16 protein-coding genes and 1 riboswitch are annotated in these 18,914 nt (G+C 42.0%); of the genes, 3 read left to right on the top strand and 13 right to left on the bottom strand.

The annotated features are described in order from the left end of the window. Window positions 1-60 precede the first annotated feature (60 nt). Genes AACZ11_RS06380 through AACZ11_RS06350 form a run of 7 tightly spaced genes read right to left on the bottom strand, consistent with a single transcriptional unit; the run spans window position 61 to window position 6,980 of the window. Window positions 61-2,559: a PIG-L family deacetylase gene (locus tag AACZ11_RS06380; protein WP_290624926.1), complete on the bottom strand. Its 2,499-nt coding sequence runs from the start codon at window positions 2,557-2,559 to the stop codon at window positions 61-63. 56 nt (window positions 2,560-2,615) lie between these two features. Next, complete coding sequence (locus AACZ11_RS06375) at window positions 2,616-3,176, bottom strand: mechanosensitive ion channel domain-containing protein (protein ID WP_290624925.1); 561 nt, start codon at window positions 3,174-3,176, stop codon at window positions 2,616-2,618. 5 nt (window positions 3,177-3,181) lie between these two features. Further along, the gene (locus AACZ11_RS06370) at window positions 3,182-4,123 is read right to left on the bottom strand and encodes a septum formation inhibitor Maf (RefSeq protein ID WP_290624924.1); all 942 of its coding nucleotides are present in this window, start codon (window positions 4,121-4,123) and stop codon (window positions 3,182-3,184) included. A gap of 32 nt (window positions 4,124-4,155) precedes the next feature. After that, window positions 4,156-4,740: a Maf family nucleotide pyrophosphatase gene (locus AACZ11_RS06365; protein WP_290624923.1), complete on the bottom strand. Its 585-nt coding sequence runs from the start codon at window positions 4,738-4,740 to the stop codon at window positions 4,156-4,158. A 24-nt stretch (window positions 4,741-4,764) separates the two neighbouring features. Then, entirely contained in the window at window positions 4,765-5,679 is a 915-nt protein-coding gene (locus AACZ11_RS06360; RefSeq protein ID WP_290624922.1) for a geranylgeranylglycerol-phosphate geranylgeranyltransferase, read from the bottom strand. A 19-nt stretch (window positions 5,680-5,698) separates the two neighbouring features. Beyond that, on the bottom strand, window positions 5,699-6,232 hold the full coding sequence (locus AACZ11_RS06355; protein WP_290624921.1) for an HAD-IIIA family hydrolase: 534 nt from the start codon (window positions 6,230-6,232) through the stop codon (window positions 5,699-5,701). Beyond that, window positions 6,216-6,980, bottom strand: a complete 765-nt coding sequence (locus tag AACZ11_RS06350; RefSeq protein WP_290624920.1) for a DUF2520 domain-containing protein — start codon at window positions 6,978-6,980, stop codon at window positions 6,216-6,218. The genes AACZ11_RS06355 and AACZ11_RS06350 overlap by 17 nt, the downstream gene beginning before the upstream one ends. A 62-nt stretch (window positions 6,981-7,042) precedes the next feature. Between AACZ11_RS06350 and AACZ11_RS06345 the strand changes: the two genes are divergently transcribed. Both AACZ11_RS06345 and ccsA read left to right on the top strand, forming a co-directional pair. Next, window positions 7,043-7,429, top strand: a complete 387-nt coding sequence (locus tag AACZ11_RS06345; RefSeq protein ID WP_290624919.1) for a group III truncated hemoglobin — start codon at window positions 7,043-7,045, stop codon at window positions 7,427-7,429. Between the two features lie 82 nt (window positions 7,430-7,511). Then, window positions 7,512-10,685 carry a cytochrome c biogenesis protein CcsA gene (gene ccsA / locus AACZ11_RS06340; RefSeq protein WP_290624918.1) on the top strand — a complete coding sequence of 1,058 codons (3,174 nt, stop codon included), beginning with the start codon at window positions 7,512-7,514 and terminating at the stop codon, window positions 10,683-10,685. 61 nt (window positions 10,686-10,746) lie between these two features. Here the strand turns inward: ccsA and AACZ11_RS06335 are convergent, their stop codons facing one another. Further along, a complete protein-coding gene (locus AACZ11_RS06335; protein ID WP_290624917.1) occupies window positions 10,747-12,069 on the bottom strand; it encodes a 7TM diverse intracellular signaling domain-containing protein in 1,323 nt (440 codons plus the stop codon). A gap of 145 nt (window positions 12,070-12,214) precedes the next feature. Then, a complete protein-coding gene (fumC, locus tag AACZ11_RS06330) occupies window positions 12,215-13,609 on the bottom strand; it encodes a class II fumarate hydratase (RefSeq protein ID WP_290624916.1) in 1,395 nt (464 codons plus the stop codon). A 158-nt stretch (window positions 13,610-13,767) separates the two neighbouring features. On the opposite strand from fumC, the gene AACZ11_RS06325 reads away from it, so the two are divergent. Beyond that, window positions 13,768-13,938 carry a hypothetical protein gene (locus AACZ11_RS06325; protein ID WP_034258527.1) on the top strand — a complete coding sequence of 57 codons (171 nt, stop codon included), beginning with the start codon at window positions 13,768-13,770 and terminating at the stop codon, window positions 13,936-13,938. Window positions 13,939-14,020: 82 nt separating this feature from the next. Here AACZ11_RS06325 and AACZ11_RS06320 read toward each other — a convergent pair whose 3' ends face one another. From AACZ11_RS06320 to prfB, 4 genes are all read right to left on the bottom strand, one after another. Beyond that, the gene (locus AACZ11_RS06320; protein ID WP_290624915.1) at window positions 14,021-16,492 is read right to left on the bottom strand and encodes a TonB-dependent receptor; all 2,472 of its coding nucleotides are present in this window, start codon (window positions 16,490-16,492) and stop codon (window positions 14,021-14,023) included. 85 nt (window positions 16,493-16,577) lie between these two features. Beyond that, complete coding sequence (gene arsC, locus AACZ11_RS06315; RefSeq protein ID WP_290624914.1) at window positions 16,578-16,919, bottom strand: arsenate reductase (glutaredoxin); 342 nt, start codon at window positions 16,917-16,919, stop codon at window positions 16,578-16,580. An 83-nt stretch (window positions 16,920-17,002) separates the two neighbouring features. Further along, the gene (locus AACZ11_RS06310; protein ID WP_339831859.1) at window positions 17,003-17,518 is read right to left on the bottom strand and encodes a hypothetical protein; all 516 of its coding nucleotides are present in this window, start codon (window positions 17,516-17,518) and stop codon (window positions 17,003-17,005) included. A 102-nt stretch (window positions 17,519-17,620) separates the two neighbouring features. Then, a riboswitch (TPP riboswitch) is annotated at window positions 17,621-17,712 on the top strand. Window positions 17,713-17,748: 36 nt separating this feature from the next. Continuing rightward, a protein-coding gene (gene prfB / locus AACZ11_RS06305) for a peptide chain release factor 2 (protein WP_339831858.1) occupies window positions 17,749-18,856 on the bottom strand; the annotation gives its coding sequence in 2 pieces (ribosomal slippage) (window positions 17,749-18,792 and window positions 18,794-18,856; 1,107 coding nt in all). Window positions 18,857-18,914: the final 58 nt, after the last annotated feature.

The following is an 18,914-nucleotide window of genomic DNA, read 5'->3' as shown; positions in this document are numbered from 1 at the left end:
AGAACCAGAACCACGGTGTAGCTCCACTTCCATACAAATGGGTCGCGTTCTTCGCTCATATTATTTCCCGATTGAAAGCAGGTTGGCAAAAAGTCTGTAAGCTCCCGGAACACCTGCCGGTAATTCCCTGAAAAAGCTTAGTCCGGTATAAATATAGTATCCTTTTCCATAACTGGCAACCAACAATGAACCCTTTGTTTGTGGTTCCCCTTTATCGTTCATGCCTAAGACAGGTGTAAATTCATCCGACCATTCGTTTGGGAAATACAATCCGCGTTCCTGTACCCAATTATCAAAATCTTCTGTAGTAATTACATTGGGAGAGTTCATTACCTTGTGTTTAGGAGCCAAAATACGTACCTCACTCTCTTCATCAGTTACCCTGTCTCTGGATAATGTCAGTGGGAGGGGGGCGAGCGCATCAGTCACCAATCCTCTACTGGTATTGTATTGTACAATAAGGGTGCCTCCATTTTGCACGTAGCTGTTGAGTTCCTGTTGTTTGAAAGCCATTTCCGGAACCGTGTTGTAGGCGCGTATCCCAACGACTATCGCGTCAAATTTCTTTAAGTACTCTGCGATTATTTCTGAAGGCGGTATCGTAGTCACTTGATAGCCAATCTGTTTCAAGCTTTCCGGTATCGCATCTCCGGCACCGTTGATATAACCAATGTGTGATCCTTTTTTCTGAATATCGATACGTACTACCTTCGCTTCCGAAGGAACCAAAACACGCTGCAGTGGAATATGATCGTAGTCGATCGTGATCAATTCGGTGTCATGGAAAGCATCTCCCACCTGAAGCAACGGCCGTATGGTTCCCTCACTTTGATTCTTTGGAGGTGTTACGGTAAATAATAAGGTTTGCTCTTGTCCTTTGTTTGCGATCTCAAAGAATTGCTGTACCGGAGTCACGGTCCATCCTTCCGGGTGTTGTAAGGTTGCCGTACCACTTACATTGTCGCGACCGGCTCGAATGATTACAGGTACTTCTTTTGCTTCTTGAGAAGCGAATATTAGTACTTTTTCAGGGACGCTCGAGGTAACTTCAGGAAGTACTTCGAATGGTTGGTACACCTCACCGTCTACGGGATCATTATATTTATAAACGATATTGCGGACCATTGGAATCTCTACCCCGTTAATAGTAAGTAAGAATTTCACCGGAAATTGGTTTCCCTGCTCCGGAAGACCTATCAAATTAGGGTCTTCCACACGGTACATTCCCAACGTTCCTTTTTCTTTGAGCCAATAGGGAGCGCTATATGAAGTAGCAGAAAAGGAATACTCGCTGCTATCCAGAGTATAGCGTTGATTCTTAGTTAAGGGAGTTGGAGCAAATGTAGCCGGAAAAGCAACTATGGGAGAGGTAACTGCGTTAAGTAAGATGTTGGCGTTGGAACGATTCACGGCCTCAACGGTGACTGTAACAGCACCTTTGGGCGCTACGGAAGCTTGGTTAGCAACTGCTTCCAAGAAAAGCCCTGAACAATCTGCGATCACAGTTTTTAGTTCTTCTATCTTGATCGATTTCCAATGGCTTTCCGGTAGATTTTGGAGCAATTTATACGCTTGTACCAATTGCGGAATACTTTCTGAAGGATCCTTAAAATTAAAATTCTTCTCTACCTGTTCCAAGATCGCACCAATGGGTGCGCCTCCTTCTAGGCGGGACCATGATGTATCAATACCATCAAAAAGATTGGTTTTGTCTTTGGGAAAATCGCCCTTTAAAAATTCGAGGTATTCTGTTTCGCTTCCTCTGGAGCCTGTACTTCCAAATCCTTGTGATTTGTGCATGCTTCGGCTTAAAGAGGCGATCTCTCCATTGGAAAGTCCTAAGGACGGATAAAAATTTCCGGTTTCCACCTCGACCAGATTGGTTTTATCGGCTTTTTCGAAATTCTCCCTACTTCCATAGAACCACCAAGAAGTATTGAAAAATAAGCGTTTGGGCTGCCATGTTCCGTGTGCCGTTGCGATCTCGGGATATTTGGTAGGATCGTTCACAAGATCAAAAGCTTCAAAACTCAACATGGCCGAAGAAGTGTGGTGGCCGTGCGTCGATCCCGGATTTCTGTGATCAAACCGATTGATGATCACATCGGGTTTAAATTTTCTAATGGCCCGCACGACATCGGCCAGCACTTCATTTTTGTTCCAAATGGCAAGTGTCTCATCGGGGTGTTTGGAATACCCGAAATCATTGGCACGGGTAAAATATTGCAACCCTCCGTCAATACGTCTGGCGGCCAATAATTCTTGTGTACGGATTACGCCCAACAATTCTCTAATTTCCGGGCCTATAAGGTTTTGTCCACCATCTCCACGTGTTAAGGAGAGGTATGCCGTTCTGGCTTTTACGTCATTGGATAAGAATGAGATGAGTCTGGTATTCTCATCGTCGGGATGTGCCGCAATGTACAGTGCAGACCCTAAAAAGTTGAGCTTCTGAATATTCTGAAAGATCTCTGAAGCTGTTGGCTTTAGGGGTTGTTGTGAAAGTAAGGAAGAGGTTGAAAAGGTATAGGCAATCAGGATCGCAAGTAGTGTACGCATGGAAACTTCTTTGAGATGAACAAGGTTTTCAAAGATACCCAAATTAGAAAAAGGCATTAATCTATTGGCTGTTCTTTAACATTTTTGTCTTCCTCAAGCAAAAAATTATCTAATTCATCAGGTTTTATAACACTTACACCCTTTTGTAATAATAAGGAGTTAGGATAGGTCACAATTTCGCCTTGTGTGGTTCGTATAATGAGATGAAATGCCTTTATATCTTCTATGATTCCGCCGTAATCGTAGTCCTTATCGTGAATTTTAATGTAGTCTCCAATTTTGTATGGAAAGGTAAAGAACATGATCACACCGCTTGTAATATTGCTTAATATGGACCATTGAGCGAAAAATCCTATCCCTATCACGGCGAAAACGGATGACATAACCCAGCCAAGGTCTTTGAATTCCACACCCCAAATAAGGATCAATCCCAAGATGATAAGGAAGATCGTTGCAAAGTCTATGTACTTTATGATTAAACCTGTTCGATGTTCTACGCGCTCCGATTTCCTGGCAAAGCGTTTAACAAGCCGTACCAATATGAGGCGAATGATTAGGAAAATGACCAGATGGGCTCCGGTTTGTATAAGTTGTGTAAAATAATTATCTAAAATCATTGTAGTTATCTTAAGCCTAAGGAATCACGTAATACTTGATCTTTATTTCGATTCTGTGTCCAATAAGGGGTCCTAATACGTTTCATTTTCACTGCCGTAGTTTTAAGGCGGAGTGTATCCTTGGGGTCGGTAGCATTGGTTTCTTCCCACTTTTCGATCTCGTAGGGGAACCTGCTTGTAAAGTACCAGGTGATCTGTCGTTGTAGGTTTGGATAATTGACCGTATAGGAGGTAAGGGAGTCTCCTTGCTTTAAACTCGCAAATGCCGGATGGGCAGCGGCTTCTTTATGCCGAAGACGCAGGTATTCGAATGACGGTATTACAGATACATCACCGGTGGGTAATTCTTCGGGGTTGAGGCGAATAATATTCCACAGCTCATTTTCTAGCCAGGTGCGCTCCATTGTAAATTCTTGATCGGCTTCTCCTTCAAAATACGAATGCGAAATCATTTCGAAGTTCTTCCGGTTATTAAGCTGCATATACACTTGTCCGCACCATTCTTGAACCGAATGGCTTATTTTTTGAGCATGCCCCTGTGTTTCTATCGGACTAAAAACACTTGTCATGATGGAATAGGGGTAAATACCGGTCAAAAATTTCTTTGTGCTGTTCAACTTTAGAACCGATAGCGTTTCTTCGGAAGCTGTATTGGCTTTTACCTGTGCTTCGGGTAAAAAATCCTCGGTCACAAAAATGTTTACTGCTGTTCCTTCACGAAGTTCACCATAACGTTCTTGCGACAGTTGGTAGGAGGTGATCTCTGCGACCCCCGAAAACCAATACTCCTTGAATGATTCTGTGAGCATTCGGCGTTTTTCCTGCTGTTCTTCTGTTTTATGGGTCGTACTGCTTGACAAAAGGTTTTCATCTTCCTTATTTTTACACCCTAACAGGAAGAAATTGATGACAACTAAAATTGAAATGATTAAAGAAGGGAATTTCATGAGCAGGAATTTTCAGCAAAATTAAAGGAAATCTAACGTTTTCCCAGTTCCATTAACGTTTTGTAAACAAGTCGGGTAGGCAATCCCATTACGTTGAAATAACAACCTTCAATGCGCTCGATCCCAATGTAACCTATCCATTCCTGTATACCGTAACTTCCGGCCTTATCGTAAGGCAGGTAGGTATCTAAGTAGTAGTCGATCTCTTCTTCCAATAAAGGTTTGAACCAAACCTTTGTAATGTCGTGCATGGTTTTTCTGAAATCTTTTCCTGAAAAACATACAGAGGTGATCACCTCATGCATGTCACCGCTAAGCAGTTGTAACATGCGTTTGGCGTCTTCACGATCCTTGGGCTTTTCGATGGCGCCATTTTTCCAAACAATGGTATCGCTCGTGATTACGAGTTCTTTTTCTGAAAGATCTTGAAAGGCAGCGGCTTTTAATTGTGATAAATAATCTGTAATGGCTGCGCCTTTTAAATCTTTAGGGTAAGTTTCATCTACGGGCCGCACGTCTATGGTAAAATCGAGATCCAGTTCTTTAAAGAAGTTTTGGCGCCGCGGCGATCCCGAAGCGAGGATAATTTTAAATTCTTTTAGGGATTCTTTCAGCATGGTGTTTCAGTTACATAAGGCATGTTACAATTCGAACAGACGAGGGTAGAAGGCCATGGAGCAAATTCCGAAGAGCATAATAAGTTTCAGCAACCGTGATAACATTAGATAATCCTTGGGTTGTTCGGCATTCCAAGCTCGTACGCAAAAATAGAGCATAGGCGCCACAATAAGAAACAAAAAGTACAGGACCATCACCTTATCGTGATAGAGATAGCTGTACATATAGCCTACGATTAGTAAGGTAAGTAACAGACCAAGCAGAAAGACGATGGTGATCGTTCTTTTTCGACCAATGGCTATTGGCAAGGTACTAAGGCCGCCGTTCTTATCACCGTTGATGTCTAAGATATCCTTGACTAATTCTCTAATAAAATTCAATAGTAATGCAAAGAGACTGTAATGCATTAAAACCCGGAATACAGTGGCTTGTGTTTCACGGTTGTCCACTGTTATCGCCGGAAGCAGGTCAAAAAGGCCCAGAATCAAGAGGCTAATGGCTACCAGCCCTGCAATTACTACATTCCCAACTACTAATACGCCCTTTAAATAAGAGGCGTAAAGATATAAGAGCGCTGCGATCACAATAAAAAGAGCAGCAAATCCCGGTCGTTGTATGCTGTTGGAAAGATAGAATCCTAGTACTACACCTGTAACGGTACAGATGAAGTACGCTCTCAAGGCATACTTTTCAGAGATCGTCTTACCAATGAGCCGGGATGTTGGTTTGTTGATCTTGTCGATCTCTACGTCATAGATATCATTGATAATATAACCTCCCGCAGCAATGGATAGCGTGGCTAGAAGAAGCATTGCAAAATGAACTCCGTCTAATGCCATCGAAGCTTCCAAATTTTGAAAGAGTCCGTATTTCGCCACAAGCTGAACCAATGCGATAAGAACCAGGTTTACAGGTCGGATGAGTCTAAGGAAGTTCATGAAGTGAAATCAGCTGGTGTTAATCGTATTTAGCACTGGAAGGGCTCTTGCTCATCCACTTACCTTGAACTTTAAGCACTTGCTCTATGATATCGCGCACGCAGCCTTTTCCTCCTTTTTTATGTGAAACATATTTTGAGATTTGTTTGATCTCCTGCACGGAATCCTGCGGACAGCACGGTAAGCCTACGTATTGCATGACCTCCAGATCCGGAAGGTCATCTCCCATAAAGAGTACATTGTCACGATTTAAACTGTGGGCTTCCAAATAGGTTTGCAAGGCTTCGGTCTTGTGATGTGTTCCTAAGAAGATATCGGTCAAACCAAGTCCCTCAAGTCGTTTTCGTACCCCCTCGTTGGTTCCTCCCGAAATGATACACACTTTAAATCCTCTTTCCAGCGCTGTTTTTAAGGCGTATCCATCCTTGGTATTCATACTGCGATACATTTCTCCCGATGTAGTGACGAGTATGTTCCCGTCGGTTAATACACCATCCACGTCAAATACGAAGGTAGTGATGTGTTGAAGGTATTCCTTATAGCTTTTTTCCATGGGTTTTCTGAATGGATTCCGTTAGCAATGTATATATTTCCTTATAGTTGCTGTCCTGAAGCAAATGTACATGTTTTTCAATAGTATTTAGATCCTTCCGTTTGGCGGGGCCTGTTTGTGCTTCGGAAGGAGCGAGATCTTCTATCTTTCTTGCGGTTTCGGCAATAAGCGGCTTTAAGAGTTCGAAAGACAACCCCGACCGTGACGTTATGTCTGCACCAACGGCGTACATGTGGTTCACAAAATTATTTACGAACACGGCTGCCAAGTGCAGCTTTGCTCGTTCTTCGGAAGAAATGGATACTACACGTTTAGTAAGTGGGGATGCCAGCTGTTGAAGGAGCTTACGATCCCTGTCCTTGCTCGCTTCAATACAAATTGGCACCGAATTGAAATCTACAGTTCGATGTTTTGAAAAGGTTTGAAGCGGGTAAAAGACGCCTTTCCTGTTTTTTTCTGAAAGTGAATCCATAGGCACACCGCCCGAAGTGTGGACGACCAATTGATCTCGAACCGGGAGGGCTTCAGAGAATGAAGCAATGGCATCATCGGGAATGCCAATTATGTAAACGTCTGCGGGTTCTAATAGCGATAACTGCCGGGTGAAGGGGATGTCTTTTAATTCCGAAGGCAACTGAATATCACTCCTGTTATATATCTGTTTTATAGATACTTGATCTATTTCATGTAAAGCGCTACATAAATGACGATTGACATTCCCGAAACCTAAAAAAGTCACTGTGATCATACCACAAAGTAAAAACTTTTTAATGAGTCTGTTTTCAAATTATACAATAACTTTGTAACACCATGAAAAAGGATATCACTACGCGCGAAGACATTGCACTTCTGGTACGCACCTTTTACGGTCGTGTGCAAGGGGATGCCTTGCTGGGTCCTATTTTCAATGATACAATCTCGCATTGGGAATCGCACTTCGAACTGCTAACGGATTTCTGGGAAACTAATTTATTCTTTAAAAAATCCTACAAAGGGAACCCTATCACCGCTCATATTAAAGTCGATGCGGCCTTTCATGGAAGCATAAACGAAGTTCATTTCGGGACTTGGATCAACCTATGGCATCAAACCATAAACGATTTGTATGAAGGAGAAACAGCTCAAATTGCTAAAAACAGGGCTCGAAATATGGCGACATTCATACATTTGCGCATGTTCGAGGCCCGGAAAAAATGAGAACGTTAAATCGTTTATTTCGTATACAAATTAAGGGGTTAAAATGCTTGCAATTTCATAAATTTGCACCAAAATTCGCCTCATGCAAAAGAAAATAGCTGCCGTCCTCTTTTCCACACGTTTAACTGCTGTTTTATTTCTTGTTTTTGCGGCCGCTATGGCACTGGGTACCTGGTTGGATCGCTTCGAAGAGACCTCTCCAACTCCGTACACCCGAGAATTGATCTATAACGCTTGGTGGTTCGAAGCCATCATGGTGATTTTTGTGATCAATTTTGCAGGAAACATTTTTAAGTACAATCTGCTGCGGAAAGAAAAGTGGGCTACACTCACATTACACTTAGCCTTTATATTGATTCTTATAGGTGCATTTGTTACGCGTTATATAGGTTACGAAGGGGTTATAAGCATTCGTGAGGGAGCTACCGAAAATACCATGCTTTCAGAACATACCTACCTTACCACCTTTATCGATGGTGATTATGTGATAGACGGAGTCCCGCAACGCCGCAAGGTACCACCTAAGCGTTTGAACCTTTCGGAGCGCTTGGACAACGACTTCTCTCTTACAACTGATTATAACAACATACCGGTTACCATTTCTTTCAAAGATTTTATTAAGAATGCCAAGGAAGGGCTCGTACCTGCCGAAGATGGGGAAGAATACCTTAAGATCGTGGAAGCCGGAGACGGAAACCGTCATGACCATTGGATAAAAGTAGGCGGTATAAGCAATATCCATAATGTACTCTTTGCTGTGAACAATCCTACGGAGGGTGCCATTAATATTACGTACCATACCGATGGAAGTTATACTTTGGAAACACCCTTTGAAGGAAGTTTTATGCGTATGGCAGACCAAATGCAGGGGCGTGTGGTGCAAGACAGTACACAACCGCTCATGCTCCGTTCGTTGTATCAATTGGCAGGGATGGCCTTTGTGATACCGGAACCGGTTACCAAGGGTGAATATGGTATTGTGCGTGTTCCCAAGACCGAGAAGACCAATAAGGATGCCTTGATCGTAGAAGTTACGGCAGCAGGTGAAACAAAAACTGCCGAGTTACTAGGAGGGAAGGGGAGCGTACCGAATCCTACCAAGGTAGAAGTAGGAGGACTGGATGTCTATCTCACGTACGGGAGCAAAACCCGGGAATTGCCTTTTAGCATTACACTGAATGATTTTATCGCCGATAAGTATCCCGGGACAGAAAAAGGATACTCTGCATTTAAAAGTAAGGTTACGGTCAATGATTCCGAAACAGAATATTTTGATTATGAGATCTATATGAACCATGTACTAGATCATAAAGGTTACCGCTTCTTTCAGTCCGGTTTCGATCCCGATGAAAAAGGTACTATTCTTTCTATCAATCACGATTGGTGGGGCACTTGGATCACGTATATTGGTTATTTTCTGCTTTATTTGGGGTTAATGGCCATCCTTTTCGATAGAAATACACGTTTTGCCACTTTAAAGAAGATGCTCGATAAGATAAAGAAGAAAAAGTCTAAAATGGCCATGATCGCTATGCTGTTCTTTACCCTTGCTGGTTATGCACAGCAGCCCGCAGTCACTCCAAAGCACACTAAGGCCACAAAGACACAGATCGATTCCATGATCCATGCCAATGCTGTATCTAAGGAACACGCAGCAAGATTCGGGCAATTGATCATTCAGGATAACGGAAGGATGAAACCGGTAAATACATTTGCAAGCGAATTGCTTCGCAAGGTGAGCCGTAAGAACAGTTACGAAGGACTCAATCCGGATCAAGTGTTCTTATCTATGACCGAATTTCCGGCCCTTTGGTCTCAAACCCCCATCATTGCTTTAAAGCGTGGGAACGATAGTATTCGGGATGTGTTGGGCATGCCCGAAGAAACACAAAATATTGCGTTACTGGATCTGTTTGATGACGAGGCAAACTTCAAGCTGCAACCCTATCTCGAATCAGCCACCAGTAAGGCGAATCCAAATCAGTTTGAAAAGGATTTGGTGAAAGCCTATGAAAATTTCTATGTGCTGAATCAGGCGTTAAGTGGAAGTATTCTGAAGATCTTTCCGTTGCCCGACGACGAAAATAATACATGGGTCTCTTATCCCGAACTGAATGAAGCAAATTTCAAAGGCATGGATTCTACCGTGACACGTACTATTCTTCCTATCTATTTCCAAACGCTACGTCAGGCACGAGTTACCGGAGATTATTCGGAAGCAGAGCAGATATTGGACGGACTTACGCAATTTCAGAAGAAATACGGGGGCGAGGTAATGCCTTCCGAAGAAAAAATAAAAGCAGAGATCCTGTATAATAAGGTGGATCTGTTCAACCGGCTGTATAAATATTACGCTGTATTGGGTGCATTGATGTTTCTTTTTATCATTTTGCAGATTTTTACCCAAGCCAAAGTAGTGACAGGGATTATAAAAATGTTCAAAGTAATTATTTGGATTTCATTTATTCTTATGACACTCGGATTGGCGGCTAGGTGGTATATTAGCGGTCATGCGCCATGGAGTGATGCATACGAGTCTGTGGTGTATGTAGGTTGGGCAACCGTGTTCTTCGGACTTGCTTTTGGCAGAAAAAGTGATCTTACTGTGGCGTCAACTGCATTTGTTGCTGCTATTATTCTTTGGGCTGCTCATTTGAATTGGTTGGATCCTGCTATTGCAAACTTACAACCTGTTCTGGATAGCTATTGGCTAATGATACACGTAGCGGTGATCGTAGCCAGCTATGGACCTTTCACTTTGGGGATGATCTTGGGAATGACTTCGTTGCTCCTCATGCTGCTCACTACAAAAAAGAATGTGCTCCGTATGGATCTCAACATCAAAGAACTGACGATCATTACAGAAATGTCTCTCACCGTTGGGCTTGTAATGTTGACCATAGGAAATTTCCTTGGTGGGCAATGGGCCAACGAAAGTTGGGGACGATACTGGGGTTGGGATCCGAAAGAAACATGGGCATTAATCAGCATCATGATCTACGCGTTTGTAATTCACATGCGCTTAGTTCCCGGACTGCGAGGGCGATGGTTCTTTAATGTAATGGCCGTCTTTGCTTATGCATCCATTATGATGACCTACTTTGGGGTGAATTTCTATTTAAGCGGATTACATTCGTATGCGAGTGGAGATGCCCCGGCAACCCCTACATTTGTATACTACATTGTTATATTCGCCTTGCTACTTAGTACAGCAGCGTATTTTAGATCTAAGAAATTCTATAATAAAAAAGGATAAGCTCTTAAAAGCTTATCCTTTTTGCCATTAGTTGGTATTAGGTTGGGGATATATTGGAGGGCTAGTTATAGATATAGTCCGGTTGGTTATCGACCATTCGATAATCCTCTTGGATCTGTTCACTTATCTCTAATTTGTGATAGAGTTCCTTGGTTAGAAACTCTATATCAGTTTCGGTAGTATTTAGTTTTCGAGCTATTTTTGCATTGTCTTTTCCTTCTGAAATGTATTGAAGAAGCTTGATCTCCAATCCGTCGAGATCGTAGTGCATGATCAAATTCTCCAAATAAACATCCTCCATGAGTTTTGTAGCATTCTTTCGGTTCATCACCTCTTGACGCTTTAAAAAGATACGAAGTTCTGTTTGGCGTAATTGGTTTTCCTCTTTAATGGCACGCATACGATATACAATAGCGTAGGTTAGGACCAGCATTTCAACGAACAAGGCAGCTTTCAAATGATAGACTTCGGTCATTAAAAATTCGCTCTCAAGATTTTTTAACACAAAGAAATCGATTGCGAACAATAATGGAATACAGGTAGCGATCACATAGAATTTGGGATAGTTCTTTTTACTGAACAGCAGTGCTCCAACCACAAAATAAGTGGCCATAATGCTCATTAGAACAGTATTGGTGATCGTCGCTAAAACCGTGGTTTGTGAGATCCATGCCACCGTAGTTGTTACGGCAGTTACTCTTAAGAGTGCCATGGTCACCCATCGCAATTTGGGAAAATGCTCACTAAGACTCAGGTATTTTGAAGCAAATGAAGCACCAAAACCTACAGCTATTAACAGCAAAGTAGACTGCATGGCAGCAGTATTCGAAATTACGTCAAGTCCGAAGAAGGTAAATAATCCATCATTGAAGAAGAATGCTGCTATAAAGCCTGTAAGCGCCAGAGAATAATGTAGGAATATCTTCTCGTCAAAAAGGAAAAAGCATACAATGTTCAACAGGATTACCATGCATGCAAAACCGTAATACATTCCATTCTTAAAAGAAAGGGCCAATTTTTGTGCCGCCAGAGGCGTCATAGCCGTCGTAGTTTGAAAATTATTATTTAAACTGCCTGTCGCAACCATTCCATTTTTGTAAGAATTTTCTTCAATCAAGGAATATTGAAGGCTTGCCGTATTGATCGTGTTGATCGTGTTGTGATACGCTAAACTGCTTTTTGGGGATACATAGGTATTGCCATTAGGGAGTGTTGCCACCGGTGTGTCTGGTGATTTCAACTCAATTAATTTTTTTGAAGTCGCTTTAAAAGCAAGGAGTTCCGAGCGATTCATGGATGTGCTGTTTGCCGAAAATAGTGTAAGCGGACTTACAAAAATGGCAAATACAAGACACAACGCGAGGGGTAAAAATCGTAGCCTCATATAAGTAGGTTTTAATAATTTGGGTATTCGAATATACATAAAAAATACATTTCACCTAATAAATTTGCATTTAATCGATATATTAATAAAAAAAATAGCTGGGATATATTCCCAGCTATGTACGATCTTTTTGATTGAGTAGGTTTTAAGGCTTTCCAACCATATCCTCAGGTTTGACCCAGGCGTCAAACTCTTCAGCAGTGAGATATCCCAGGTTTACCGCTTCTTCCTTCAAGGTAGTACCATTGTTATGGGCAGTATTGGCTATTTCTGCAGCTTTGTAATAGCCGATTTTCGGGTTGAGGGCTGTGACCAACATAAGTGAATTATTCAATTGTTTCTTGATCACCTCGTAATTAGGTTCAATTCCCTGCGCACAATGTACGTCGAACGAAACGCAGGCATCACCCAGCAATTGTGCAGACTGAAGGAAATTAGCAGCCATCACCGGCTTGAACACGTTCAATTCATAATGCCCCTGCATGCCACCTACGGCAATAGCCATATCGTTCCCTACCACTTGTGCACATACCATAGTAAGTGCCTCGCATTGCGTAGGATTTACCTTTCCGGGCATGATGGAAGAACCGGGTTCATTTGCCGGAATGATGATCTCTCCAATGCCGCTTCGCGGACCACTGGCCAGCATTCTAATATCATTGGCGATTTTATTAAGAGCCACCGCCAATTGCTTCAAGGCTCCGTGAGACTCTACAATAGCATCATGTGCTGCCAGTGCTTCGAATTTATTTTTTGCCGTGATAAAGGGCAGTTCTGTAAATTTTGCAATGTAAGAGGCCACATTTTCAGAATACCCTTCCGGAGTATTGATACCCGTACCCACCGCCGTGCCTCCTAAGGCCAGTTGGGCAAGATGTGGTAGTGTATTTTGTAACGCGATCAAACCATGCTCTAGTTGTGATGCGTAGCCACTAAACTCTTGTCCTAAGGTTAACGGGGTCGCATCCATTAAATGGGTGCGTCCGATTTTTACTACTTTTTTAAAGTCTTCCGATTTTTGCACCAATGTCTTATGAAGTTGTTGCACTCCCGGTATGGTGGTCTCAATAAGCTTCTTGTAAGCAGCAATATGCATTCCGGTAGGAAAGGTATCGTTTGAAGACTGCGATTTATTCACATCATCATTAGGTTGAAGCGTTTTGTCTCCTTCTCCTATCTTATTTCCGACTAACTGGTGCGCTCTGTTCGCGATCACCTCATTCACGTTCATATTGCTTTGGGTTCCGCTTCCGGTTTGCCAGATCACCAGAGGAAACTGTTCGTCGTGCTTCCCAGCCAAGATCTCATCACATACCTTGGCTATGAGATCCCGTTTCTCTTCAGAAAGAACTCCTAATTCGCAATTGGTGAATGCGGCAGCTTTCTTAAGGTAAGCGAAACCATAAATGATCTCTAATGGCATGGAGGCCGGACTTCCTATTTTAAAATTATTTCGAGAGCGTTCGGTTTGAGCACCCCAAAGTTTATCGGCAGGTACTTTTACCTCGCCCATGGTATCTTTTTCAATTCTATAGTCCATAGTGTACGTTTTCAAAAAGCAGTACAAAGGTACTGAAATAGGTACACCTACTCAACCGGGCAGCAGTTAATTTCCGGTGAATAATTCAGAATTTTTTATTGTTTTTTCTGAAAAAATCCCACTATCTTTGAAACGTCTTAGAAAAACACGTTTTAATTATGTTCGAATTTGATCAATACTTAGGATTTTTAGCATTTTTAACCATCTTAACCATTGGGTTTTGGTTGATGATCTTTTTAATTTCTTTTATTCCTTACTGGATAGGAGGAGCATTGTATGAGAACTGGAAACTGAAACGTGAAGCAAAAAGAAAAGAAAGAGAAGCGTAATAACTTCTATATAATTTATAAAAAAAGGAGCTACATCGTAGCTCCTTTTTTTTATGCCGTAAATTGAACTTGCGACTGAGTGCTAACCCTCAAAATCAAAATCGTCATCGCCTCCATTACCATCACGACCCCGCTGACGCTTTTTCTGTTCGTTGAATCTATAGGTAAATGAGAATGTAAACTGGCGTTGTCTCCATTGGAATTCGCTGTAACTTCTAAAGGTTTCTGTTTCTGTGAGGGATTGTCGCCTCCTTGTATTGAACAGATCACTTACATTAAAGCCTAATGTTGCATTGTCATTGATGATATCCTTACTTAATGCCAGGTCTACCGATAACAATCCTTCGGTCTCTGTTTGAGCGTTATTGCTCGGTCCGCGATAGAAAGCATTCGTCTGCCAATCGACCTTGCCAGGTAGTGTCACCTTGGCACTTCCGCGCGCGAACCAACTGGTATTTTCAGCACCGTAATCAATGCCGTTGAACGCTCCTTCAGTAATAAACTTAAAGAAATTGAAACTGCCGTTAAGGCGAAGCCACTTTAAGGGATTGTAGAGCGCTCCGGCTTCAAAACCATATCGCGTATTCGTAGATAAGTTGATAGGGATTGTTCGGATGATCGGAATTCCGTTAGGCGTTAATTCTCCGGTATCTTCTTGAATACGTTCAAACGAATCGGTTTCATATTGGTAATAGATAGAAGACGTAAGCGTGAACTTACCCCAACGCTTTAAATACCCTAGATCGAAAGCACTTGCGTATGCGGGATCCAAATTCGGATTCCCTTGAAAGACATTTGCTTCACTGGAACGGGAAGGGAAGGGGTTAATAAACCAACTGCGCGGTCTGTTGATACGCCTGTTATACCCTAAGGTTATATTCTCACTTTCTCCCAATTCGTAGATAAGGTTCACTGTTGGAAACAGACCTGTATAATTTTTGTCAAAATTAATGTTCAGATCGCTGTTATTCGGGTTATCTACATTTTCGGCATCTACTTTTCCCTTCAGTTGTGTATTCTCCATTCGCAAGCCCAATAAAAAGGAGAACTTCCCGAATTTATTGCCATATTGCGAATACAACGCGTGTACGTTCTCGTTATACGTGAAGATATTCGACAAGCTATCGTTTCTTATAAAATTTCCGCTTGTTCCCACTTCTTCCAATAGTAGATAATCGGTAACAGTTTCTTCAAAATTGCCCCGGTATCCCGCTTCAAATTGCGCATTCTCACCAATAGGCAAAACATAATCTATTTGTGCCAAGTATTCTTGCTGATCTTCTATAGTGGTAATGTCTTCCGCAGAAAGCTCTTGGGTACTAGGAAAGGTGTTTCGTTCTTCTATAAAAGAGGTTTCGGTCTCCGTATCATTTTCATATTGTAAGTCGGCAGTAAGCTTATGACCGTCCTCACTGAAATTATTCACATAATTAAGCGAGAATTGGTAACTTTCATCTTCTTCGGTTTCGGTTTCAATTCGAGTTCTGCTTATTGCTAAGGCATTGCTTCGGTTGAATTCGTTGGTTATATTGGTAGTAACATCTTCATTATCTCCGGTTCTAAGAAATCCGGTTGCCGTTATAGAAGAATTATCGGAAAGAAAATATTCGATCCCTAAATTAGTATTGAATCCTTTCCGTAAACGGTCGTAATCACGATCCTCGATCACCAAGGGATTTTCACGCGTATCTGAAAAATAAATATTCTCAAAATACGCATTACCCGGGGCATCACTGTAGCGGAAACCGGTCGTATTAAAAATATTGAATTTATCCGTACGCAGATTAATATTTCCGGTGACACCGCTGCTTATGGGAATTCCTATATTGGTTTGTACAGAACCATTCAGCCCCAAGGTTTTTTCTTTCCGAAGGATAATGTTAATTATCCCCGCCGTACCTTCCGCATCATAACGCGCCGAAGGAGAGGTGATCACCTCCACCCGTTCAATGGATTCAGCCGGCAATTGCCGCAAGGCATCGGTGGAACCAAAGCCTGCAATGGCCGAAGGCTTCCCGTTGATTAGGATACGCACATTCTCATTACCCCGTAAACTAATTGCGCCTTCAACATCTACGTTCACAGAGGGGACATTGTTTAAAGCATCACTTACCGTGGCACCGCTGGTAGTCAGGTCTTTTCCAATGTTGTAGATCTTTTTATCCAATCGAACCTGGACCTCGGTGGTCTCTGCCTGTATTACAACTTCATCGAGACTGGCCGCATCTATAGCCAAAGTCATTGTAGGGAGGGTTGTATCTTGGAATAAACGCTGATTGGGAAGTTGTTTGGTCTTGTAGGAGATAAATTCAAATTGGACGGTATACACACCCGGTGCCACTTCTATGGCGTAATTTCCATCGATATCTGTTATGCCACCGGTAACAATACTATTATTTTGGTCAATGAATGCAACCGTAGCATACTCCAAGGGAATATTGGTTCCTTCCTCAATAATCTTTCCTGAAATGGTGACAGGGGCTTTGTTTTCAGCACGTTGTGAAAAAACAGTGGCTGTGGCTACTAAAAGTAGCAGGGCAAATATTCTTTTCATAGTCGGTTTTACTCCATTCGACTGCGAAAATACAGGCGGGTTTAAGCCTGTATTGCCAAAATTTTGTTAAATAACCTGAGTACCCTTATAAAATTGAAGTTACCGTTTCCAATGGTCTGGCAACGACCGCTTTATCTCCTTTAACTACAATAGGACGCTGTATCAACCGTGGATGTTTGAGCATGGCTGTAATAATTTCCGAATGGGATAGTTCCTTTCCTTTGTACTCGGACTTCCAGATCGCCTCATTGGTGCGTACAAGTTCTATGGGGGAGATCCCTAATTTTTGAAGCACTTGCTTTAACTGCTCTTTGGTAAAGGGTGTTTCCATATAATTGATGACTTGTACTTTTTCCGCTAAGGTTGAAAGGTAGGTGTTGCATTCTCGGGATTTGCTGCAACGGGGATTGTGGTATATTGTTAGCATGAGGACTATTAATGTTTTAATTTATTGAGTTATTGAGTTATTGAGTTATTGAGTTCTTATTTATCAAGGGATTCGTTGGGTACTTAAAATGGGAGTTTATTTAATTCCTCAGTATAATCATATTGCAAATCTTCATGTAACATTTTAATTTTTTTTTCGATCATTTCTTTCTGCTTATCATACACATACAACATGGCTTTATTCTTTTGAATGGAAGGACGAAACGCTGCCATCTTTTCGCAAAAATAGAGTAACAATTCTACTTCAGTCTCTTTGTTTTGTGAATACCGAATGTAGCGTTTAAGGATGCGAAGGATCTTTCGCAGGCTTTTCTTGATATAGTAAAAATTAGTAGGGTGTATTTCCGAAAAAAGACGGTCCAGCTCACGTTTGGTGTTTGTAATAAAACCTTGTTCGTCCTCCACATCAAACAGTAAATAGGTGAGCAGCTCTTTGTTTTCAGTCTTGTGTTTCGTCAACCTAATAACAAGTGCTTTTAGGTCTTCTGCCGATTTGTATCTTAATTCTTTCTTTAATTGTGCGAGACTGGCGGGCTTCAAGGATTTCAATTCTTTTATATTCACTTCAAATATAGCCATTCGCTTGCAATCGCATTCAAAGAAACCATAGTGATCTTTTAAATAAGAGTGTTAAATATTTGATAAAGAGATGACTGGGTAATTATTTTGTTGTATATTTATAATATCATATTGGGGTGCTAAATTATAGCTGAGAATATACCCATAAAACTTCGTCGGGTAATGCCAACTGAAGGAATATGATTTGCAAAGGGAACGTTGGTGTTTTTAAATCAAGTTCCCTTTGTTTTTTACAACTCATCACTTTTCTCTCCCTGTCCTGTCATCATCAAATAGGCTTTAAGGAAGCCATCGATATAACCGTCCAAGATTGCATCGGTATTCCCGCTTTCATGACCGGTACGTACGTCTTTTACTAGTTTGTAGGGATGTAGCACATAATTTCGAATCTGGGATCCCCATTCGATCGCCATCTTGCTGTCCTCTATCTCTGCTCGTTGTGCCTGTTGTTTCCGTAGTTCGATCTCATATAACTGAGATTTCAGCATTTGCATGGCCTTTTCACGATTTTCCAATTGCGACCGCGTTTCGCTGTTATGGATCACAATACCACTGGGGTGGTGGGTGAGTAAGGCCTTAGTTTCAACTTTATTCACATTTTGACCCCCGGCACCGCTGCTTCGGGCAAAATCCCAAGAGATGTCGGCAGGATTAATATCGATCTCAATCGAATCATCGGCGAGCGGATATACATAGACGCTGGCAAAACTGGTGTGTCGCTTCGCATTGCTGTCGAAAGGAGAAATACGCACCAGCCTGTGTACACCGTTCTCACTTTTTAGCCAACCAAAAGCATAATCGCCCTCGATCTCGAGTGTAACCGTTTTAACCCCGGCTACATCCCCGGCTTGATAATTAAGTTCTTTTACTTTAAAACCGTTCTTCTCTGCCCACATAAGATACATCCGCATGAGCATGTTGGCCCAATCACAACTTTCGGTGCCGCCGGCTCCGGCTGTAATCTGTAAAACAGCGCTAAGATCGTCTCCTTCTTCACTCAACATATTGCGGAACTCCAACGCTTCGATCGCTTCCAAGGCTTCTTGGTAGCGTGCTTCCACATTTTCGGATGTACCTTCTCCTTCTTTAAAGAATTCAAAGATCACTTCGGCATCATCTGTGAGCGTGACAGCCGTTTCATAATCGGATACCCATTTCTTCTTATTCCGAAGGACTTTCATAAAAGCCTCGGCCTCCTGCGGATTATTCCAAAAGTTGGGATCGAAGGTCTTTTCTTCGTCGTTGGTGATTTCTATGCGCTTTCCGGCAACGTCAAAGATACCTCCTTAACGCATCCAGGCGATCTCTAAGATCTTTAAGCTGATCGTATGTAATCATAGCTAAGTTTTCAACAAAAATAGGAATACCCGCGGCAAACGGAAACTATTTCAATCGA

The organism is uncultured Altibacter sp. (genome assembly GCF_963972995.1).
Lineage (GTDB): Bacteria > Bacteroidota > Bacteroidia > Flavobacteriales > Flavobacteriaceae > Altibacter.
The sequence above is the reverse complement of the archived record's forward strand: the minus strand, read 5'-3'. Positions and strand labels throughout refer to the sequence as shown.